This window comes from Cytobacillus sp. FSL M8-0252, from assembly GCF_038007345.1.
Classification (GTDB): Bacteria; Bacillota; Bacilli; order Bacillales; family Cytobacillaceae; genus Cytobacillus; species Cytobacillus kochii.
In genome coordinates this window covers 2,429,774-2,450,838 of record NZ_JBBOWZ010000001.1, presented here as the reverse complement: position 1 = coordinate 2,450,838, position 21,065 = coordinate 2,429,774, and the positions used below count along the sequence as shown (strand labels likewise).

Below are 21,065 nucleotides of genomic sequence, written 5' to 3'. Positions count from 1 at the left end.
AGGAGTTGTTCATATGAACACGGATAAAAACCAATCCATTCTATCATATATAATGAATCTATTAACTACACTCACTTGCTTACTTATTCTACTAAATGTTTTCCTTCTAAGTAGTGTTGGTTTTGATTTATATGAATGGAAGCAGTCATATCAGTCATGGGTTTATCTTTACTGCATCATTTATGCTCTACTTGCTGCTGTGGTCATTGACGGGTTTTCGATTAAATTATCTTTATCCATATCAGCTCAGGCCATAATTTATACAGTCGCTGGATTTATAGCTTTCTTTCCTTTTACGGGAATCAGCTTTTTTACCTTTTTCGCAGGTATATTCGCTGCATTTATAGCTGTTATCTTTTTCTTTTGCTATAAAATCGTGAAACACTATCATAAAAAGCTATGGGGAATTGTTCTACTTCTTCCCATGTTAGTTGTATTATCCACCATAGATTATACAGAGAAGAAAGACTGGCATGATCAAAGGTCAGAAAACTCATTTTCTGCTCAATTTACTCATTTTAATGGTATGCAACCTATTCCTATTTCACTTGCCCGTGGTGAGATAGTCTACATAACCATTCAATTTTTACCTGAAAATGAGGGTGACTATGGTTATTATATTTTAGACGAAAAAAATCAAGATGTGTCTTATCAGATGATAGAGGCAATCGATCAAGACGTGAACAATTTTCGAATCTATTTTACAGCAGATACAACAGGTCAATATCGTGTTTTCGTAACCGGTTCAGATTTAAAGGGGAGAATAAAAGTCAATTGGGAAGTGAAGTGATTACTGAGTGAGGTTTAGGCAAATGGCCGTTGCGTTTTTAACCAATCGAAATGGTGAAGTTTTACTATTACAAAAACCTTCCACGCACGCATTTCTTCCAGGGAAACTCGTTCCAATCGGTGGTCATATGGAGCCAGATGAGCTAAATGACCCCGAACGAGCGATTATAAGAGAAGTGCAGGAAGAGACTGGACTTATTTTAGAAAAACTACAGTTAAAGTATATTGTCCATAGATTAAAAGCAGATGAAAATGAGATAAGGGTTCAATATGTCTTCTTTGCAAGCTTAAAGGAGAATGGACCAATTATTTCAGGTGAGGAGGGAGAATTGTGCTGGATCAGGATGAAAAATTTGGAAAAAGAAAACGTTTCTGAAACGTCGAGGGCCATTGCCAGTCATTATAATGAACACCTGGAAAATGAATTAATCTATACCGGCACAATGAAATCAGACAACGGCAAACCCACTATTACTTGGAGTGTACTAGAAGATTGGTTGTAGGAAAGGATGGCATACATGACTAAAGAATTCTTGAAAATCTTTGATGAACATTATAACGAAATTGGTATAGCAACAAGAGACGACGCGCACGACAATGGCTATTGGCATGAAGTCTTTCATTGTTGGCTACTAAGTCAGGAAGGAGAGACAGCCTACCTCATTTTACAGATCAGAAGTGCGCAAAAGAAAGATTATCCTAATTTGCTAGATATTACTGCTGCAGGGCATTTATTAGCGGATGAAACCATTGAAGATGGAGTTAGGGAAGTAGAGGAAGAGCTAGGCATCAATGTCTCTATAAAACAACTTTCCTCAATTGGTATGCTTCGCTATGCGATAGAAACCGAAAAGATGAAAGATAGAGAGCATGCACATGTTTTTTTATATCGTGGATTATTCAACTGGGATCAATTTTCTCTTCAAGAAGAAGAAGTAGCCGGCTTGGTTAAAGTGAAATGGACTGATTTTTGCCGATTATGGGTGGGGGAACAAGATACGATTCCTATTATAGACCGATCTATCTTAGATCCTAGGCAAAGTGATGAGCTGAACACTAATATCACTCAAGCACACTTTGTTCCGCATCCGCCTTCGTTTTATCAAGATGTCATAAGACTGATTCAACCATTGCTAGTGAATAAAGGAGGTATTTGATGGCTTTCAAAATTGAATTATTTGTCATAGACTTGCACCAGTCGATTCATTTTTATCAAGAAATATTAGGATGTAGCCTTATGAAACAAGGGGAGAATAGTGCCTTGTTTAAGAATGAGGATACTTTTCTCTTACTCACAGGAGAATCCATTCTAGACGAGGACCATTACTTCAGAAAAAGGAATTTAGCAAATAAGGGAGTGGGCGTTGAGTTGATTCTAAGTGTGGATGACGTCAATGATCATTACGAGCAAATCACAAAAGTCGCACCAAAAGTCATAGAATCTCCTATTAAACACCAAAGTTGGGGGGCAACTGATTTTAGAGTCATTGACCCAGATGGATATTATATACGGGTAACTTCAAAAGGATAGACCTCCAGTACAGTTGAATTCGTCTTATAAAAATTTTAGGGGGAAGAGAAATATGCAAAAGGTAGTTGAGGGGATCAATCGTTGGATAAAAACATTGCCAAATGAGTACAATTCTATGTCAGAATTAGAAATTTCTAATCGACCATTACCAAATAAATGGTCTAAAAAAGAAATTTTAGGACATTTATGTGACTCTGCGATAAATAATATTGAAAGGTTTATAAAAATTCAGTATGAAGAACAAGTGTATGTTATTCAATCATATAATCAAGATCAATGGGTAAAGGTTCAGAATTATCAAGATAGACCGCTGGGTGAAATAATAAACCTTTTTCAGACATTAAATAAGCAAATTCTCACTATTGTTAAAAATGTTCCTAGCGAAAGCCTATCTAAACTTTGTGACATAGGCAATAATCAACATAAGACACTCGAGTGGCTTATTCAAGATTATCTTTCGCATATGGAACACCATATTCACAATCAAATTTTAATTAAAAATAACAATTGATAAATTTAGTTCTTATTAGAGAATAAGGCGCTTTTTCGGAGGAAGGAGTGTGCTCTTTTTACATCTATGTATTTATAACAAAAACCAGCTAATGTACTGTCTAGGAATTAGCTGGTTTTTACTACTAATTGAAATAATGATTTAAGAGACTTTTAATTTAATAAGTAGCAGCTAAACCATATCAAGTTCAAAAGTTCCGTATGTATTCTTTTTATGGTTATTCCTTTATGAATGGATCTCATTTCTATATGATATTCGTATAGAAAATTCAAAAGCAACGAGTTCTTTCATTTAATAGGCACCTTCATTAACGATATTTTATTTTCTGCTTATATTTTATGATTGGATAATAGATTAGACGGTATCTCATTTTCGAACATCGGTATTGTATTTTGTATAATTATCTTCACTATTATCATTTTATTGATTCAAAAAATTATTGATTCAAAAAAGGGGAAAGCGTTAGAAGAAGAAGATAAAAGAGAAGTAAAGCGAACAGAACAGCAACTCTAAAGCAAAAAACCTACCTTAAATTAGAATTCCAACTTGATAAATATATATAACAAAGCTCATACATTTTAGTAGACATAACGCCTCAATAAGTAGAGCATCTTAGTACATGCTCTTTTTTTATATGAGCTTAAAAAATCCATTTAATTACAATAATATAACTTAGATAATTCAGAAGTACGCTTAAATGAATTGAATCAAGAAGCTGAACAAGGAATTATAACTATTTTATCGGATAAACAATAATTCAAAATGTAGAAGTACAAGGAGTAACAAAAACTGTTAAACACTGGTGGGGGATATACACGATATTTAAATAATAGGGATACTGTAAATGCAATAGATCAATTAAGGGAGTTTGATAAAGATGTAAAATCTAGTTCAACTATTTTGAGAATCTTAAAAATACCTGTACTTGATTTTGTTGCAAGTGTAGTAAGTAACTACGGAAAATTGGTGGCAAGTAGACTTGAAAAGAATAATAAAGGAAACGGTACCATCCTGAGCATAACCTGGGCAATGGTGTTTAATGTGAAAGCTCAATAAAATTGATTAAGTTTCTACTTTTTTTTGTTATTTTTCAAAAAATCCCTTATTGATAAAAGACCATCCAATATTGTTGCTACGACTTCTAAAATCCAAATCATATGATTTTTTCTCCTCTAGTAATCTTAATTGGATGGTTACTTTTTATAATAAACTCGTATTAATCCAATTAGAGTGGAATAAAATGAATAAAATTATTATTCTATAGGAGGAACTATTTTTGGATTCTACATTTAAACAAAGTCGTTTACCCATGATATTAGGAGTAACGTCTATATTATTACCATATATCGGGATTATAGTTGGAGTATTCGGGATTTTGACTTCTTCAAAGGTAATGAAAGACAGGGAATACATTGAAGAAACTAAATGGGCATCAAGGGGTAGAATCCTTAGTATAATTGGAGGTTGCATTCAAATTATCCTTATTATTTTATTATGTTTATCGATTATATTTTATTACATTTTACATAGCATCTGATTCTAATAAAACAAGAGTATTTCTTGACAAATAAATATACAGCACCTATACAATCTAGTAGACATAACGTCACAATATTGGCAGTTACAAAAACCAGAACCCATGTGGAATCTGGCTTTTTCTTTGCACTTTTGTTGGCCTAGTATATTATACATATTAAGAAACAGTGAAAAAGCACGATTCGTTCTTTTTAAACAACGAATGAAAACATAAATAAAACCTTGGTCAACCTCCCCCATTTACTGCCTTTTTTCTTAAAAAAAAGCCACCTTAAGGTGGTTAATCAACTAACAGTCGTTTGGGGTGATTTTCACTAAATACAAATGAAAAACTTCTATTAATTGCCAAGCCCCCATTTGTTTATCATTATTATTCAATCTTTTCTCTTTTTGTCTTCTTTCCAACCTATCCAAATAGCTACGGCTAAAGCAAATGCTACTCCAATATAAGCCATTCAGTACCCCTCCTTTTTGGAAACCGCCCTGATTGTTTACTCATTTTCCGCAAAGCCATTGAGAAATCTACGTTTTAACAGTAACAAGCCTTTTATAATTATTACGAAACAATTGTAGGAAAGGTTTCATTAAAGGGAAAAACTACCTTAAAGTGGCGGTCATTCCGCTTCTTTTTTGGTCAATTTCATTCAGCTTTTCCTCCCCAAATCTCTTTTACTAAAAGTTTGGCCATCAATGAATCTGTTTAAACATACTCTTCTCTATCTCTATAAGACACTATGACACTGTCTTAAAGCAAACTAACGAAATGAGGGGATTGTTTTGATTAAAGAAGAGGAGAAAAAGAAAAATATTTATCGGAATTTTTTAAAAGAGATTACCAATTTTCTTTTATATCAATATTTCTTATTAAATATCTAATCATAGAAATAAAACAAGCCCCGAAATTTCCAAATAATATAGGAAATCTCAGAGGCTAGTTAGTCTATTCTGTTTAGTCTGGGTGTTACGCCAAAAAGGTTGGACAAATCCCCAATAATAGAAGATTAATCTACATAACCATCTATAAATTTACTTGCCTCACTATTAAACTTCCACATTACCCCAAATCTATCGACTAACATTCCAAAACTTGCTGACCATGGCGTAGAAGAAATCGGCATAATCACAGTACCACCTTCTGAAAGGCTTTCGAAATATTGTTCATTTATTTCGGGATCAGCGTCAATAATACTAATTAAGAGGGTATTACCATTTGTGATATCACCTGTGACAGATTGCATAAAAGGCGGAACATCAGAGATCATTAAAATATTCTCCGAAAACTCCATACGAGATTCCATAATCATATTTTGTTCTTTTTTTGTTAATGGGGCATTGGGATTTTGACCGAAGTCGCCAAATTTTACTATTTTTTTGCTAGTTGCTGATAATGCCTTTGCATAAAAGGCCAATGCTTCTTCTGCTTTTCCATCAAATTGTAGATAATTTATTGCTTTCATATTTTATTCCTCCATTTCATATTTGAAGTATAATAGTACATAAGCGACATATGTATGTCGTATAACGGAGGAGAATATGAAAAAAATTGAGCGACTTATCTCGATAGTAATGATTTTGTTACAAAAGGAAGTTGTATCGGCTTCAGAATTTAGTCAGCTTTTTCATGTGACGAGAAGAACGATTCAACGTGATATGGAAACATTAAGTTATGCAAAAATCCCTATTTATGCGAAATATGGTGTTGAAGGGGGATATGCGCTAATGGAAGAGTATAAATTTGATAAACGTTTACTAAATCACAAGGATATAGAAAATATACTTATAGCTTTAGCAGGCTTTGAGGGACTGATTACAAATCAAGAAATTCAAACGACTATTCAAAAAATTAGAGGAATGACCAGCACAGATATTTCTCCAAATCTTAATCTATCTTTCTATGATTGGGTTGGGAGAAGGCAATCTAAAGCAGATATTTTATTTATTAAGCAAGCAATTAATAATAATCGGTTATTAAAGTTTGAGTATGTTGACCAAATAGGAAACATAACTTATAGAGTGGTAGAACCTTATAGACTACATTTAAGTGAAATGCATTGGTATCTATTTGGCTATAACTTAGAACGGAAAGACTATCGAACATTTAAGTTGACGAGGATATTAAATATCCAAAAAGGCGGTTATTTTGATGCAAGAATTAATCAGGAATACAAACATGAAAGACAACACAATAAAGAAAAAACAATGGTTAATGTACATCTATCAATAGATGTTGCTGTAAGGGATCAATTTATCGATAGATATGGGAAAGATGCCGTTAAGAAAGAAGCTGGAACAAGTTACGTTGCAACAATTGAATTGCCTGAGAATCAATATGCTTATCAATTTTTGGCCGGATTTGGTAATAAAGTTAAGATTTTAAAACCTAAAGCATTTATTGTGAAATATGTAAAGTTTTTGGAGGGGGCAGTGAAACTTTATAAATAAAATGGTTACTGCTGTTCTTCTAAACAGCTAAACGGACTCGAAGAAGGAGCGTATTTTGACCGAAGTAAGCAAGTGTGTTTCGTCATCTTGCCATATATAACTTCTCGCGATAAGAAATAGATTTGCAGGTTAGGAAAAGGAGAGTAAATAAATACATAGAGAACCCGGAAAAATTCCTATTAGGAAACAGCTCTTTTCCGGGCATTTCTTTTTAAATTATCTGTAGCAAGGCTCTTTTTGTGATTTAATGAATGGTAGACATTTGATGTGCCTGTTTTACCATCTCGATAAATAATTTCATCCAACGATTATCCTCTGTTAATTCAGGGTGGAAGGAGGTAACAAGTAGATGACCTTGTTTGGCAGCTACAATTTGGTTATCATATGTAGCTAACACTTCCACATGCTCTGTTACTTCTGTAATAATTGGGGCTCTAATAAATACTGCTGGAACATTGTCTGTGAATCCCTTTACTTGTAACATTGTTTCAAAACTATCCTTTTGTCGACCGAAGGCATTTCGCTTTACACTTATATCCATTAACCGTAAATGCGCTTCACTACCATCAGCTAACTCATTAGCTAGTAATACTAAACCCGCACAAGTACCAAAAATCGGTTTCTTTTCTGCTGAAAACTGTTGAATTGGTGCTTTGAATTCATAATAATCAATTAGTTTTCTTATTGCCGTACTTTCTCCACCAGGAATAATTAAAGCATCAAGTGACGGTAGTTCACTTGCTTTTTTTACGGCTACAGCGACTTGCCCGGCTGACTCGATTTGTTTTATGTGCTCAGAAACGGCTCCTTGCAAGGCGAGTACGCCAATTTTTAACATTACCAACCACGCTCCTGCATTCTTTCTTCTAAGGATAATTTAGAAATATCTAATCCTTTCATTGCAGCACCGAGTTCTTGCGAAAGCTTTCCGATTAAATCGTAGTCCTTATAGTGCGTTGTTGCTTGCACAATGCTATGAGCAAACTTTTCTGGATTTTCAGATTTGAAAATACCCGAACCTACAAAGACACCATCAGAACCAAGTTCCATCATGAGAGCAGCGTCTGCTGGCGTGGCAATCCCACCTGCAGCAAAGTTTACTACTGGTAATTTGCCACTTTTCTTAATTTCACGAAGGATTTCATATGGTGCACCTAAGAGTTTAGCTTCTGTCATGAGTTCATCATCATTCATCAAAGTGATTTTCCGAATTTGTGCTTGAACTTTTCTCATATGCCTTACAGCTTCAACAATATTACCTGTACCCGGTTCACCTTTCGTTCTTAACATGGATGCACCTTCACCAATTCTTCTTGCTGCTTCACCTAAATCACGACATCCACACACAAATGGAACCGTAAACTCACTTTTTAAAATATGGTACTCTTCATCCGCAGGGGTTAATACTTCACTCTCATCTATGTAATCAACACCCATTGCTTCTAACACTCTTGCTTCAACAATATGTCCAATTCTAGCTTTGGCCATGACAGGAATAGACACTGCCTGCATCACTTCTTCAACAATTCTTGGATCCGCCATGCGAGCGACTCCTCCAGCTGCACGAATATCTGAAGGCACGCGCTCTAATGCCATAACAGCAACTGCGCCTGCTGCTTCAGCGACCTTTGCTTGCTCAGCATTGACGACATCCATAATGACACCGCCTTTTTGCATTTGTGCCATCCCGCGTTTTACTGTTTCTGTACCTACTAATTGACTCATTTTCATTCCTCCATTGCATTTTTCAGATTTGTTTATTAGTATAAAAAGGAACTGATATGATTGTAAGTATCAGTTTTTGATAATTTTATAGTATCAGTTAGAGGGGGCAGTTAGATGGATTACTTAGCTTGTGAGTTGTTAAGAGACAGTGATGTGCCTTTATATGAGCAATTATATGACTATATTAAGGGCGAAATAACAGTGGGAAGATTACGAGAAGGAGATAAGCTTCCATCTAAACGAAAATTAGCCACCTTGTTAAAAATAAGTCAAAATACCATTCAAACAGCGTATGAACAGCTTGAAGCGGAAGGTTATATTGAAGTACAAGCGCGCAGAGGCTACTTTATATTACCATTAACAGACTTAGAATATATCGAAAGTAAAATGAAGAATGAAAGTTCAACAGTGGGTGTTTATCCTAAAGAACAAACAGCCATTTATGATTTTCACCCGAGCCAAATTGATACAGTTCACTTTCCATTTGATAAATGGCGAAAGTATGTGAAACAATATATTGAACCGGTTCATCAGTCCTCATTACTGCTTGGTGAAAACCAAGGGGAACTTGATTTAAGGCAGGAAATTGCGCAGTACTTATATCATTCCCGTGGCGTAACTTGCAAGCCAGAACAAATTGTAATTGGCGCAGGTGTAGAAGTTCTTTTACAACAGCTGATTTTTCTGTTTGATAAAAATACGGTCTATGGGGTGGAAGACCCAGGCTACCATTTAATGATGAAGATACTACATAATTACGGATATGAAGTGTATCCACTGTTAGTCGATAGACAAGGAGTCGACATCCACGCCATAAAAAAATCGCCTATAGATATCCTGTATACGACGCCTTCACACCATTTCCCTTATGGAACCGTTTTACCGATTCAACGAAGACAACAATTGTTGAATTGGGCAGCAGAGAAGAATGATCGCTACATTATTGAAGATGATTATGACAGCGAGTTTCGCTATAACGGAAAAACGATACCGTCTCTGCAAAGTATGGACAGAGGGGAAAAGGTTATTTATTTAGGCTCTTTTTCTAAATCTTTTATTCCATCATTGCGCATTAGTTATATGGTTTTGCCGAAACCCCTTGTTAAATCTTATAAAGAAAAATTATCTTTTTATCATTGCACGGTTTCGAGAATAGACCAAAATGCCTTAAGTGGATTTATGAAAGACGGAGAGTTTGAAAAGCATTTAAACCGGATGAAAAAAGTTTATAGAAGAAAGGTAGAAATAGTTCTAAACGTACTCAAGTCCTTTCCGCAATTAGAAGTTATGGGAGAAAGCTCTGGATTACATGTCGTATTGATTGTCAAGAACGGAATGAATGAAAGCGAACTCGTAGCACGCGCAAAAAGAGAGCGCTTGAAAATTTATCCATTATCTAATTACTCCATAATTAGAAGAGAGGATAAAGAACCGCAAATCATATTAGGCTTTGCAGGTATTCGTGAAGAACAATTGGAACACAGCTTGAAGGCATTGTTCAAAGCATGGGGAATGGATGATATTGATTAGATATATCTTGCTTGACTTAAGAAGAAATAATTACAAACAAGTACAATAAGTTAATCAACAACGAACAAATTCTTAATCATATAACTGAACTTGTTCGTTGTTAATATTACTTAGAAAGATTGAAGGAAGTAAAGTTAGGGCATTATCCGATGGCCAAATATGTTAAGGGTGCCCAATCGATAAGAGACGTAATAGGCGATTATTAAAATGATAAGCATGATGATAATAAATAGGTAATCAGTGGCCTTGATTTTCATTACAGTATAATAGGTTCGATCTTTTGACCCTGTAAAACCTTTTGATTCCATTGCAATTGCGACTCTTTCAGCCTTCCGAATGGCACCAGCTAATAGGGGAATAAAATATTGTCTCATATGTTCCACGCGATTTCTCCATCCTTTCGCACGACCAAGGCCCCGAATACGATGAGCTTTCTTTAACAAGTCTAATTCGTGTTTGAAGGTTGGAACAAAGCGATACCCAGCCAAAATACCATAAGTTAACTTAGGTGAAAGGCGAACTTGCTGCATTAAACTTAACATAAATTTTGTGGGATCAGTTGTAAAAGCAAAGAGTAAAGATAACCCTATAAAACACAATGACCTTAGTGCTAAACTCATACTAACTATAATGCTACCCATCCTGATATCAAAAGAAAAGAACGAAAAAACAATAGGACCAGTTGCGTACTTATCATCCGTATATAGCATTGTCATCCAAGCTAATCCGAGCGCAAAAAAGGACATAGGTATAAAGTGAAACAACCATTTCTTTATGTTCAGTTTACTGAAGAAAAAGGTAAGTATCAGGATATAAATAAACATAATCGCTGGTGTAATAATATCAAAGGAAAAGCTCAACAGAATGGCAGGTAAGATAACCGTAATAGCTTTCATGGTTGGATTTAATGAGTGTATCATATTGTCATCTCTTCATTGATCAACCGTAAGCGGTAAGGTATCCTTAATCTGGCTTTTTCTAGAAGCTCAGTTTTTCGCCAAAGTGCTTTAGGTGTACCATCATAAACGATCTTTCCTTGTTGCATAACCAAGACATTATTACAGTATGAATCAACTAAATCCATGTCATGTGTAACGAAAACGATGGTTACCCCTTTATCATTTAGGTGCGTGACTATACGCATAAATTGAGAGGTCGTATAGGCATCTTGTCCAAATGTTGGTTCATCGAATAGAAGTAAATCAGGTTTGGAATGTAACATCGTTGCTACACTCAGCCTTCTTTTTTGGCCACCACTTAATGAAAATGGGTTTTTCCACTTATCAGATAAGAGATCAAAGTCGGTTAATAAATGATGAGCCATTCTTTCTGTTTCTACTCTAGAATAGCCACGTAGCTTGATACCAAAACACACTTCATCGTATACAGTTTGGTTAATAAATTGATGCTCAGGATTTTGAAATACATAGCCCATATTCTTATACAATTCGTTTTCATGCCAATTACTTAATGGAGTGTTTAAAAAATCGATCGAGCCTGAGACGGGCTTAATTAATTTGGCTATTAACTGTAATAACGTAGATTTACCAGCACCATTTTCGCCAACTATTGCGCAAAAGTCCCCTTTTTTGATTGAAAAGGAAAGCTCATTTAGGATTTGCTTATTTTTATAGTTAAATTGTATATCTTTAAGATTAACGATTACTTCTGTACTTTCTTTCTCACTTGATGGTCGAATAGGCATTTTTCTATTTTCATACCTTTTAGGTACTCTTATACGATTCTTCGTCAACTTATGTAAATGATTTTGAAAACCTTCCTTCGGCGTACTATCTAAAAGTAATTCTCCTTTGTTATTAAGCGCAACCAACCGATGAGCGTATGGTTCCCAGTCATCGATTTCGTGTTCAATTACAAGCAAACCAAATCTTTGTTGTTTTTGAATCTTAATAATTGTCTCGATAAACTCGAGGCTAGATATCGGATCTAAATTTGCTGTAGGTTCATCTAAAATTAAATATTGAGGGTCCATTAAAAGGATAGAAGCTAGCGCAACCTTTTGTTTTTGTCCTCCTGAAAGATGGTGAATGTTATGTTTCATATATTGTGATAATCCTACAATATCTAGCACATGTTCTATTCTTTGTTTCATTTGGCATCTGGGAATAGACAAGTTTTCTAACACAAATGCTAATTCATCTTCTACACGAACCATGCAAAACTGACTTTCTGGATCTTGAAAGACAATGCCTATTTCTTGGTTTATTACTCCTTTAGGGTAGGAGGAGATATTTCTTCCTTTATATAAAAGGTCCCCTGAAGTAAAACCATCAATCGCCTCAGGATATAGACCATTTAAACATAGTGTAAGTGTACTTTTGCCAGAACCACTTGCTCCAAGTAATAAAGTCACTTCCTCTGCATATAACTTACAGCTTACATTATTTACAGAAGGTTCATCGTGTTTATCAAAGGAAAATGAGAAAGAGTCTAGTTCAAAAATTGGTTGATGATTTTTCATGCCTTGCTATTACCTCCTTCCCAATCGGGTACCCATTTAACACACCAGTTTTCGCTAGTTGATCCGCTAACATTTTTCCTAAATAACCAGCAATGATGGCTCCACTTAAGAGACGTATAACAAACATTGTCATAATAAGCCAGGATTCATAGGCATGAAAACCTGATACAAAGAAATGGTAAGGAAAACTAATAAATGCTGCGCTAGCACCTGAGAAAACGAGAATTCGAGGTTGGTAATTTTTCCATTTTGTCAGTGCAAAAGCGATTTCCGCCCCTAACCCTTGCACCATCCCTGAAAGAATTAAAGTGGGTCCAGATGTTGAGCCGACAAGTACCTCGGTAATAGCAGCAATGGTTTCTGCTGTAAAAGCAACGCCTGGCTTTCTGATAATGTAAGCAGCTATGATTGATACAATAAACCATATGCCATAAATCAATTCATAACCAATGGGTCCAAATCCAAACGGGGTAAGGATGGCAACAAGAACTTTACCGACCCCAAAAAAACCTAAATAAATAAAGCCAAATACTACACCCAGGACTGACATGAGAACAATATCTTTCAGACGCCATGATTTTATCATGAGACTTTCACTTCTTTAGCTTTTCCAGTAGGGCTGTTAGCTGATAATGTGAATGTCATTGTCACATGAGATACATCTTGCTTGGTCTGATCGAAAACGTTCTGTAACAAGTTAAAAATATCATTCACCTTGCCATCAAGCCTTGTGGCATAATGGCTATGGCTTACGTTTACTTCAGTCTCCTTGGACCAATCAATTTGCTCATAAATTTTTTCCATATAATCTTCCCTCCCTAAGGGATAGAGGGCAAATTTACAACCTGCAAGCTGGTCTATTTCTTTTGTATAGTCCTTGTTCAAGGCAATGTCAGTTTCGTCCATGTATACATCTGCTGCTGAATCTCCTGGACAACCAATCGAAAAGGTACCACTCATAGCGATGTGTTCTCCTGTTTTAGCTGCGTGTAAAAAGATTGCCCTCACTACATCAAAAACATGAATTTGCTTACCACGGATACAAGTAGATACATCATCAGTTTCAGCCCACACCTTTGACATGTTCACTTCTTTAAGGGCAAATAAGATGATGTCCACATACCTCTCACTCATTGCAGAAAGCGTAAACTGACAACCTACGATACTACTTGTTCCACATAATTGATTCATATAAAAATCTCCTTTTAACATTTTTTGAACAAAAAAACTGCACCCCGATGGAATGCAGTTTGGCTATGCAGAAAAAAAGAGAATACACTGACCAACTGCACTTCCCCACGCTAGTATTATCTAGATCGGGTTATAAGGGTCAGGCACTTGCCTTCTCAGCCATTAAATATAGCTCCCCTAGCGCATTCGATATATTTATTTGTTCGTCTATCCTATCATAAGCAAAAAATCATTATCTGTAAACCAATACTTGTCAATTGATAATGTAGTAGCGATAAATACAATATATTAATTGATACGTAAAATGATGCAAATGAGTAGGGAAGACAATTTAAATTTCAATACAGTAGAGGTGAATAAAATATTGATGTGAAGAATGTTGATATATTCGCATCCTATTTAGAATGAAGAATAACCCGATTACTTATTTCAGTAATAATGGTTGTCATTTCTTCCGGAGATTCTTTCATCCCGTTCATTAACCATTTTTCAATTACATAAATACATCCACTAATTACAAAGTAAATCATATATTTTGATTTATCTAGATTTATGACCTGCTGTTCTTCCTTTAAACTATTAATAATGATTGATTGTGCAGTATCAATTACTCTCGTTTGAAAAGCTTTGTTACCATGGTCACTAAATAAAATAAGAAAATCAGCACTACGTTTATAAACATAATCTAATAAATACTTTGTCATTGCAAAAGTTTCATTTGTCTCATTATGGTTGTACTGTTTTAAAGTGACTTGTAATTCTAACAAAATCTCATCTTCAATATGCTGGAGTAAATCAAATTGATCACGATAATGACTATAAAAAGTAGAACGATTGATATCTGCTTTTTGACATAATTCTTTAATGGTAATGGAGGAGATTACTTTTTCTCTTAATAATTCCATTAAACTTTCCTTTAACACCATACGAGTATATTGTTTCCGACGATCCAATTTTTTGTTCATCATACAAACCCTCACTTTTTTAAAGAAATCCAACAAAGTACGCTTAAATGTTGGATGTTAAACATTTTTTACACAACTGTTTGTTGTTTATCTAACACAGTGGTATGTATAATGTTACTGTAAAAGAATTTCAACATCAAGAAGTGGGGAAACCAATAATGATTGAGTTTATTATTCGTTATAAAAAATCTGTAACAATCATTTTCTTTTTGTTATCAGTGCTTTCTGCTATTGGCTTTCTGTTTGTGAATGTTAATTATAATATGAAAGATTATATCCCAGCAGAAGCTGAATCTACCGTTGCTTTAGAAGTGATGGAAGAGGAGTTTACTAGTGGCATTCCAAATACAAGCGTAATGGTTGAGAATGTAACAATCCAAGAAGCGCTCGTTATCAAAGAGAAATTAAATAAGGTTCAAGGTGTAACTGATGTGATGTGGTTAGATGATGCGATGGACATAAGAACACCAATAGAAACCGGAGACCAAGGCACAATAGAAAATTACTACAAAAATAATCACGCTCTTTATTCTGTCACCATTGAGAGTGGAAAAGAGGTCGAAGCAACAGAAGATATATATCAAATAATTGGTGAGAAGGGATCACTTATTGGCGAAGCTGCAAATACAGCTACGCAGCAGAAAATGACAGGGCAAGAAACGTTACTCGCTGCAGGGATACTTATTCCCATTATTATCATTATACTAGTTCTCTCGACAAACTCTTGGGTTGAACCGCTCTTTTTCTTAACGGCTATCGGTGTATCGGTAATTATTAATTTAGGGAGTAATGTTTTTATAGGAGAAGTGTCCTTTGTGACACAATCAGTCGCACCCATTTTGCAGTTAGCTGTTTCCTTGGATTACGCTATCTTTTTATTACATAGTTTTCAAGATTATCGTAAACAAGGGCATGAGCCAAATGAAGCTATGAAACTAGCTATGAAAGAATCGTTTAGTGTCATTGCCTCGAGCGCATCTACAACTCTATTTGGTTTTATTGCATTATTGTTTATGGATTTTGAGATTGGATCAGACCTAGGTTTAAACCTTGTTAAAGGGATAATTTTAAGTTTTATAAGTGTGATGGTATTCCTTCCAGCACTTACATTATTATTCCATCATTGGATTGAAAAAACACAGCACAAATCATTAATACCAAATTTTAAAGGTATTGGAAAAAAAACATTAAAGTTAAGGTTTCCGGTCTTGATTTTCGTCTTACTTCTCGTTATACCTAGCTTTTTAGCACAAAAAGAAACCTCATTTACTTATGGAATGGGGGATCAACCTGACAGTACTAGGTTAGGGCAAGACATCCAAAAAGTAGAAGAAATATTTGGCGAATCAACCGCTGTAGTATTATTGGTACCTAATAATGAAATAGGTAAAGAAAAAGAAATGATTGCATCTATTGAAGAGGTTGACCATGTCTCAAATGTAATTGGCTACACGAATATGGTTGGTTCGACTATTCCGCAAGAATATTTAGAGGAGGAAGCAAAGGAACAATTCTTATCTAATAATTACAGTCGAATCATCATTAATACTGATGCAGGAACAGAAGGAGATATTCCTTTTCAATTAGTAGAAGAGATAAGGGAAATAGGTACTAAGTATTTTGGTAATCAAGCGTTAACTTTAGGCGAAAGTGTTGCACTTTATGATATGAAATCAACGGTTACAGAAGATAATTCTTTAGTAAATACTTTAACCGTTATCGCGGTTGGATTCGTGTTACTTGTCACATTCAAATCATTATCATTACCGATTATCTTATTATTAACAATACAATCTTCTGTTTGGATTAATCTCGCCATACCCTATTTTACCGATACGTCATTAGTATTTATTGGTTATCTCATCGTTAGCACTGTACAGCTTGCAGCAACGGTCGATTATGCCATTTTATTAACAGAGACTTATAAGCATAATCGTGGAAAACTTTCTCCAAAACAAGCGATGAGAAAAACAATTGATGAGAAATTATTTTCCATTATCGTGTCTGCCTCCATTTTATCTAGTGTCGGATTTATATTATGGCTAACTTCTTCAAATCCAATCGTCGGTTCTATTGGATTATTATTAGGTAGAGGAGCATTGCTCGCGTTTTTACTCGTTATCCTTTTTCTACCTGCGTTATTATTACTATGTGATAAATTGATTCAAAAAACATCTCTACAAATGGACTTTAGTAACAAGGAGGAAAAACATGAAGATCATTAAATGGATGCTTATCACTGCTTCCCTATTTTTCTTTCCTGTGATGAATATACATGCTGAATCACAAACAGTTAAAGGCGGAATGAGTAAAGGGAAAGTAGCAAACAAAAATGAAGTGATTTATGCTAACTTGCTAGCAGACGGTAACCTAACCGAATTATATGTTGTCAATTCGTTTGAACTGATAGAACCTGGTGTGATAGAAGATTTTGGGAATTACCAAAAGGTTAAAAATCTAACTGACACATCAAAAATTAGCAAAGAAAATGATCAAATCACATTACAAGCAAAAGAAGAAAATTACTATTATCAAGGAAACTTACCAAATAACTTTGAGTTACCTTGGCGTTTTACAATTAATTATTACCTTAATAATAAAAAGGTTGAACCAGAAAATTTAGCTGGTAAATCGGGCGATATAAAAATGGAAATTGCTGTAGAAGCGAATGAAGGTAAGCGTTCTTCATTCTCTGAAAATTATATGCTGCAAATTAGCGTACCGCTGAACACTGAAAAATTCAAGGAGATAAAAGCCGAGAATGCCACTGTTGCACAATCCGGCAAAGATAAGCAGCTCACTTTTACCGTTATGCCGGAGCAGGAAGAAGTATTTACGATTGAGGCAGAAACAAATCATTTTGAAACAGAAGGTGTGCAAATATCTGCTTTACCTGCTTCACTTGCCATTGAAAGCCCAGATACTGAAGAATTGACGAGTGAGTTTCACTCATTAACTGAGGCAATTGGTGACATTCATCATGGTGTCGGAGACTTAGCAATAGGAATGAATGAACTATCATCAGGCTTACGGTCTTTAGAGGGTGGGTCTGCACAATATAAAAAAGGACTAAATGAATTAAGTCAGTCTGGTAACCAATTAACAGAAGGATCAGCACAAATAAATAATACTTTATCTTTGATTAAAGATGAGATGAAACAAGCCAGTGGCGTAAGTGGTATTGGGGAACTCGAGAATGTAACAATCGATCTGCCTGAGGTAGCGGATAATCTAGAACAAGCAGCAAATGATGTAGACCAAGTAGTTGTTAATTATAATGAGGTAAAAACACAAATCAATCGTGCTCTGGAGCAGATACCAGATAACCAAATTTCAGATAAAGAGATAAATAAATTATATGAAAGTAATGCGGATAAAGAGGTAATTGATCAATTGGTAGAAACCTATAGAGGGACAAAAGCTGCTCAAGAAGTTCTACTACTAGCCAAAGATAACCTTACAGACATGGTTGAACCGCTATCAACCTTTAGTCAATCAATGAGAGAAGCAGCAGGTAACCTTCGTGCAATATCATCTAATATAGACGAATCTATTCTTCAAATTGACATTGATGAAGGGTTAAAACAATTGACATCTGGTGTTGAAGAAATGGTATCTAACTATAATCAATTCCACCAAGGGTTACTTGCTTATACAGGCGGTGTTTCTGAATTAAGTACATCATATAGTGACATCCATGAAGGAATTAGCGGTTCTCTATCTGGAGCTGAGCAACTAACGAGAGGAGCTGGCTCGCTTCATAATGGAACTGGACAATTACATGATGCAACTAAAGACATTCCTGATGAGGTGACAAAAGAAGTGGATGAAATGATATCGCAATATGATAAATCTGATTATGAGCCAATTTCTTTTGTATCAGATAAAAATAATGAAAAGTTGGAACTAGTCCAATTTGTCATCCAAACAGATAAGATTAAAATAAAAGATAACAAAGAAGATGTAAAAGAAACAAAAGATAAAGTAGGATTCTTCGAGAAACTTCTTAACTTATTTAAGTAAACTTGAAAAACACGCCACTGCAATCTAGGAGGCGTGTTTCTCTTTTTGGTGGTAAATTTATATAAACCTTTCATGTTACATCAAACGATCGGTCAAAATGAAGAATTAGGCTTTCTTCTACTCGGATTGTAGGAGTGGATTTAATCAATGACTCTAGCTTATATTGTGGTTGGAAGAAAAATGATAAAGAGCCTAACTTTTTCATCATTTTAAGCTGAGAATACATATTCTAAAAAATAAATTGTAAATTTTCCGAAAAATTGATATATTGTTAGTGTGAAAACTAAATAAGCTAAATAAACAGGTGCTTGTTCATCAAGCTTAAAAGGGAAACCGGTTAGACTCCGGTGCTGTCCCGCAACTGTATTTGCGAGCGGATTGTACATAACCACTTATTCATTATTGAATAGGGAAGGAACAAATCCGCCACGACCATAAGCCAGGAGACCTGCCTGTTTTAGCCAACATCATTACCTACGCGGATAGGGGGTGTTAAGTGCGGATAGAAGAACATGTATATTACTCAACACATGTTTATTTGTTTGTCCACTCGTTACTTGACAACTTCTTTTAACAGGAGTTGTTTTTTGTTTGAAGGTGGTTTGCTTCTTGCTACTGATTTGAGCAAGCGCTCAATCAAAGGAGATAGAAAGATGTAAAGGGAGTGCACGATGGCGAAGCTAAAAAAAACGCTAGAAGAAAAGGGAGATATTTTTTCTCCTGAAGATTTTCTTGAAGAGGAACAACTCATTGCACAAACGGCAGAATTATTTATTAAGAATGAAGTGTTGCCCCAAATAGATTCATTAGAAAAAAAGAACTATGAAGTGGCTAAGAATCTGTTTCAAAAATCAGGGGAACTAGGTCTACTAGCTATTGATGTACCTGAGGATTATGGCGGGTTTGCACTTGGTAAAAAATTATCCGGGCTTATAGCTGAAAAGATAGGATACGGTGGGGCTTTTAGTGTTTCGTATAATATTCATGTAGGTGTTGGCACATTACCGTATGTTTATTTTGGTTCAGAAGCACAAAAACAAAAGTATTTACCACAACTCATCTCCGGGGATTGGATTGGTGCTTATGCCTTAACGGAAGCAGGAGCTGGATCGGACGCACTTTCACCGAAAACAAGAGCTATTTACAACAGCAAGAGTGATAGTTGGATAATAAATGGGGAAAAACAATGGATTACCAATGCTCACATAGCAAATGTGTTTGTTGTGTTTTGCCAAACAAATGACGGGATGACTGCTTTTATTGTTGAAAAAGACATAGCAGGCGTATCTATTGGTGCAGAAGAAGAAAAGATGGGTATTCATGGATCATCAACAGCTACTCTTATATTGGAAGATGTCGTTGTGCCATCCGCTAATATACTAGGAGAAAAAGGAAAAGGTCATCAAGTTGCCATGAATATATTAAATCTTGCTAGATTGAAGCTAGCTTTCTCGAATATTGGCACAGCTAAACAAGCCTTCAACTTTTCTCTTAGCTATGCGAAAGAGAGACAACAATTTGATAGAGCGCTGGTTAAATTTACGTTGATACAAGAAAAATTAGCTGAAATGGTGACATCTATTTATGCAAGTGAAAGTGCCGCTTATCGCACAGCAGATATGATTGATCAAGCTCCAACAGATGAAGGAATCACCTCTTTAAAAGCATTCGCAATGGAATGTGCCATAAACAAAGTACGATGCTCTGAAATGCTTGGGCATGTAACAGATGAGGCCGTTCAAATTCACGGTGGATACGGTTATATGAGAGATTACGATGTTGAGCGACTATATAGGGATGCTCGAATCAGTCGTATCTTTGAAGGAACAAACGAAATCAATCGCTTAACCATAGCAAAAAACTTACTTCACAAACACTCATCTAAAGATATCACAATCAATACCCCTACACCATTACACCAAGATAGAAACAGCCAATTTATTGAGTTTGGAAAAGAACTGTTATCGCTGTCTTTGGAAGCGGTTTCAAATGCAAAGATTGATATAAATAGGGAACAGCAGTATGCACGTCTTTTAGCTAATATCATCACAGAACTATACACAATGGAATCGACTTATATGCGGACATCAAAACTGCAACATCGAAAACAAAATCAAAAGTGGAAAGATTTAGCGACTGATATTATATGCGAACAATGCTTTCAATATTTGAAACAACAAACGATTAGCCTGATTTCAGCAGCGATACTTGATGAAAAAGAACGATTCGTTGCATTCGCAAACATTGAAAATTACCAAATCCCACTCTACAGCAATCTGTTATTGAAAAAAAGGCAATTAGCACAAATACTTATTGATCAACCAAAATTACTGAAATGAA

General features: G+C 35.2%; 17 protein-coding genes, 2 pseudogenes and 2 riboswitches. Of the genes and pseudogenes, 10 read left to right on the top strand and 9 right to left on the bottom strand.

What is annotated here, in order from left to right; genetic code table 11:
* The first annotated feature begins 13 nt into the window (after positions 1–13).
* Genes MKX83_RS12450 through MKX83_RS12430 form a run of 5 tightly spaced genes read left to right on the top strand, consistent with a single transcriptional unit; the run spans position 14 to position 2,831 of the window.
* Positions 14–790, top strand: a complete 777-nt coding sequence (locus MKX83_RS12450; protein ID WP_341055628.1) for a hypothetical protein — start codon at positions 14–16, stop codon at positions 788–790.
* A 22-nt stretch (positions 791–812) separates the two neighbouring features.
* Complete coding sequence (locus MKX83_RS12445) at positions 813–1,292, top strand: NUDIX domain-containing protein (protein WP_341055626.1); 480 nt, start codon at positions 813–815, stop codon at positions 1,290–1,292.
* A gap of 15 nt (positions 1,293–1,307) precedes the next feature.
* Complete coding sequence (locus MKX83_RS12440; RefSeq protein WP_341055624.1) at positions 1,308–1,946, top strand: NUDIX hydrolase; 639 nt, start codon at positions 1,308–1,310, stop codon at positions 1,944–1,946.
* Positions 1,946–2,320 (top strand): VOC family protein, encoded by a 375-nt coding sequence (locus MKX83_RS12435; protein ID WP_289433786.1) that lies wholly within the window; start codon positions 1,946–1,948, stop codon positions 2,318–2,320. Before MKX83_RS12440 ends, MKX83_RS12435 begins: the two co-directional genes overlap by 1 nt.
* A gap of 52 nt (positions 2,321–2,372) precedes the next feature.
* Entirely contained in the window at positions 2,373–2,831 is a 459-nt protein-coding gene (locus MKX83_RS12430; protein ID WP_341055621.1) for a DinB family protein, read from the top strand.
* Positions 2,832–5,368: 2,537 nt separating this feature from the next.
* Here MKX83_RS12430 and MKX83_RS12425 read toward each other — a convergent pair.
* Positions 5,369–5,824: a VOC family protein gene (locus MKX83_RS12425; RefSeq protein ID WP_224936497.1), complete on the bottom strand. Its 456-nt coding sequence runs from the start codon at positions 5,822–5,824 to the stop codon at positions 5,369–5,371.
* 76 nt (positions 5,825–5,900) lie between these two features.
* Here MKX83_RS12425 and MKX83_RS12420 point away from each other — a divergent pair, with 76 nt between their 5' ends.
* Positions 5,901–6,809 carry a helix-turn-helix transcriptional regulator gene (locus MKX83_RS12420; RefSeq protein WP_281203025.1) on the top strand — a complete coding sequence of 303 codons (909 nt, stop codon included), beginning with the start codon at positions 5,901–5,903 and terminating at the stop codon, positions 6,807–6,809.
* 244 nt (positions 6,810–7,053) lie between these two features.
* Here MKX83_RS12420 and pdxT read toward each other — a convergent pair whose 3' ends face one another.
* Both pdxT and pdxS read right to left on the bottom strand, forming a co-directional pair.
* Entirely contained in the window at positions 7,054–7,647 is a 594-nt protein-coding gene (pdxT, locus tag MKX83_RS12415; protein ID WP_281203024.1) for a pyridoxal 5'-phosphate synthase glutaminase subunit PdxT, read from the bottom strand.
* Positions 7,647–8,534, bottom strand: coding sequence for a pyridoxal 5'-phosphate synthase lyase subunit PdxS (pdxS, locus tag MKX83_RS12410; protein WP_281203023.1), 888 nt, complete (start codon positions 8,532–8,534; stop codon positions 7,647–7,649). Before pdxS ends, pdxT begins: the two co-directional genes overlap by 1 nt.
* A 114-nt stretch (positions 8,535–8,648) precedes the next feature.
* Between pdxS and pdxR the strand changes: the two genes are divergently transcribed.
* Complete coding sequence (pdxR, locus tag MKX83_RS12405; RefSeq protein ID WP_289433775.1) at positions 8,649–10,064, top strand: MocR-like pyridoxine biosynthesis transcription factor PdxR; 1,416 nt, start codon at positions 8,649–8,651, stop codon at positions 10,062–10,064.
* 134 nt (positions 10,065–10,198) lie between these two features.
* Here the strand turns inward: pdxR and MKX83_RS12400 are convergent, their stop codons facing one another.
* The 6 genes and pseudogenes from MKX83_RS12400 to MKX83_RS12380 form a co-directional block, all read right to left on the bottom strand.
* A complete protein-coding gene (locus tag MKX83_RS12400; RefSeq protein WP_341055612.1) occupies positions 10,199–10,984 on the bottom strand; it encodes an energy-coupling factor transporter transmembrane component T family protein in 786 nt (261 codons plus the stop codon).
* Positions 10,981–11,727: pseudogene (locus MKX83_RS24645) on the bottom strand (energy-coupling factor ABC transporter ATP-binding protein); the annotation flags it as partial. The pseudogene MKX83_RS24645 and the gene MKX83_RS12400, both read right to left, overlap by 4 nt.
* 141 nt (positions 11,728–11,868) lie before the next feature.
* Positions 11,869–12,546, bottom strand: a pseudogene (locus tag MKX83_RS24640) (ABC transporter ATP-binding protein); the annotation flags it as partial.
* Positions 12,521–13,129, bottom strand: coding sequence for an ECF transporter S component (locus MKX83_RS12390; RefSeq protein WP_281203053.1), 609 nt, complete (start codon positions 13,127–13,129; stop codon positions 12,521–12,523). The gene MKX83_RS12390 and the pseudogene MKX83_RS24640, both read right to left, overlap by 26 nt.
* Positions 13,129–13,737, bottom strand: coding sequence for a YkoF family thiamine/hydroxymethylpyrimidine-binding protein (locus MKX83_RS12385; RefSeq protein WP_341055610.1), 609 nt, complete (start codon positions 13,735–13,737; stop codon positions 13,129–13,131). The genes MKX83_RS12390 and MKX83_RS12385 overlap by 1 nt, the downstream gene beginning before the upstream one ends.
* Positions 13,738–13,822: 85 nt before the next feature.
* A riboswitch (TPP riboswitch) is annotated at positions 13,823–13,926 on the bottom strand.
* A gap of 206 nt (positions 13,927–14,132) precedes the next feature.
* Positions 14,133–14,702 carry a TetR/AcrR family transcriptional regulator gene (locus MKX83_RS12380; RefSeq protein ID WP_341055608.1) on the bottom strand — a complete coding sequence of 190 codons (570 nt, stop codon included), beginning with the start codon at positions 14,700–14,702 and terminating at the stop codon, positions 14,133–14,135.
* A 158-nt stretch (positions 14,703–14,860) separates the two neighbouring features.
* Here MKX83_RS12380 and MKX83_RS12375 point away from each other — a divergent pair, with 158 nt between their 5' ends.
* The 3 genes from MKX83_RS12375 (at position 14,861) to MKX83_RS12365 (ending at position 21,064) form a co-directional block, all read left to right on the top strand.
* Positions 14,861–16,927: an efflux RND transporter permease subunit gene (locus MKX83_RS12375; RefSeq protein WP_341055606.1), complete on the top strand. Its 2,067-nt coding sequence runs from the start codon at positions 14,861–14,863 to the stop codon at positions 16,925–16,927.
* Positions 16,914–18,725, top strand: a complete 1,812-nt coding sequence (locus MKX83_RS12370; RefSeq protein ID WP_341055604.1) for a YhgE/Pip domain-containing protein — start codon at positions 16,914–16,916, stop codon at positions 18,723–18,725. The genes MKX83_RS12375 and MKX83_RS12370 overlap by 14 nt, the downstream gene beginning before the upstream one ends.
* Positions 18,726–19,010: 285 nt before the next feature.
* Positions 19,011–19,195: riboswitch (cobalamin riboswitch) on the top strand.
* Between the two features lie 201 nt (positions 19,196–19,396).
* Entirely contained in the window at positions 19,397–21,064 is a 1,668-nt protein-coding gene (locus MKX83_RS12365) for an acyl-CoA dehydrogenase family protein (RefSeq protein ID WP_341055602.1), read from the top strand.
* Position 21,065 lies beyond the last annotated feature (1 nt).

Coding starts and splice junctions, on each gene's coding strand:
- MKX83_RS12450 (WP_341055628.1), top strand. CDS start 14: ATGAACACGGATAAAAACCAATCCATTCTATCATATATAATGAATCTA.
- MKX83_RS12445 (WP_341055626.1), top strand. CDS start 813: ATGGCCGTTGCGTTTTTAACCAATCGAAATGGTGAAGTTTTACTATTA.
- MKX83_RS12440 (WP_341055624.1), top strand. CDS start 1,308: ATGACTAAAGAATTCTTGAAAATCTTTGATGAACATTATAACGAAATT.
- MKX83_RS12435 (WP_289433786.1), top strand. CDS start 1,946: ATGGCTTTCAAAATTGAATTATTTGTCATAGACTTGCACCAGTCGATT.
- MKX83_RS12430 (WP_341055621.1), top strand. CDS start 2,373: ATGCAAAAGGTAGTTGAGGGGATCAATCGTTGGATAAAAACATTGCCA.
- MKX83_RS12425 (WP_224936497.1), bottom strand. CDS start 5,824: ATGAAAGCAATAAATTATCTACAATTTGATGGAAAAGCAGAAGAAGCA.
- MKX83_RS12420 (WP_281203025.1), top strand. CDS start 5,901: ATGAAAAAAATTGAGCGACTTATCTCGATAGTAATGATTTTGTTACAA.
- pdxT (WP_281203024.1), bottom strand. CDS start 7,647: ATGTTAAAAATTGGCGTACTCGCCTTGCAAGGAGCCGTTTCTGAGCAC.
- pdxS (WP_281203023.1), bottom strand. CDS start 8,534: ATGAGTCAATTAGTAGGTACAGAAACAGTAAAACGCGGGATGGCACAA.
- pdxR (WP_289433775.1), top strand. CDS start 8,649: ATGGATTACTTAGCTTGTGAGTTGTTAAGAGACAGTGATGTGCCTTTA.
- MKX83_RS12400 (WP_341055612.1), bottom strand. CDS start 10,984: ATGATACACTCATTAAATCCAACCATGAAAGCTATTACGGTTATCTTA.
- MKX83_RS12385 (WP_341055610.1), bottom strand. CDS start 13,737: ATGAATCAATTATGTGGAACAAGTAGTATCGTAGGTTGTCAGTTTACG.
- MKX83_RS12380 (WP_341055608.1), bottom strand. CDS start 14,702: ATGAACAAAAAATTGGATCGTCGGAAACAATATACTCGTATGGTGTTA.
- MKX83_RS12375 (WP_341055606.1), top strand. CDS start 14,861: ATGATTGAGTTTATTATTCGTTATAAAAAATCTGTAACAATCATTTTC.
- MKX83_RS12370 (WP_341055604.1), top strand. CDS start 16,914: ATGAAGATCATTAAATGGATGCTTATCACTGCTTCCCTATTTTTCTTT.
- MKX83_RS12365 (WP_341055602.1), top strand. CDS start 19,397: ATGGCGAAGCTAAAAAAAACGCTAGAAGAAAAGGGAGATATTTTTTCT.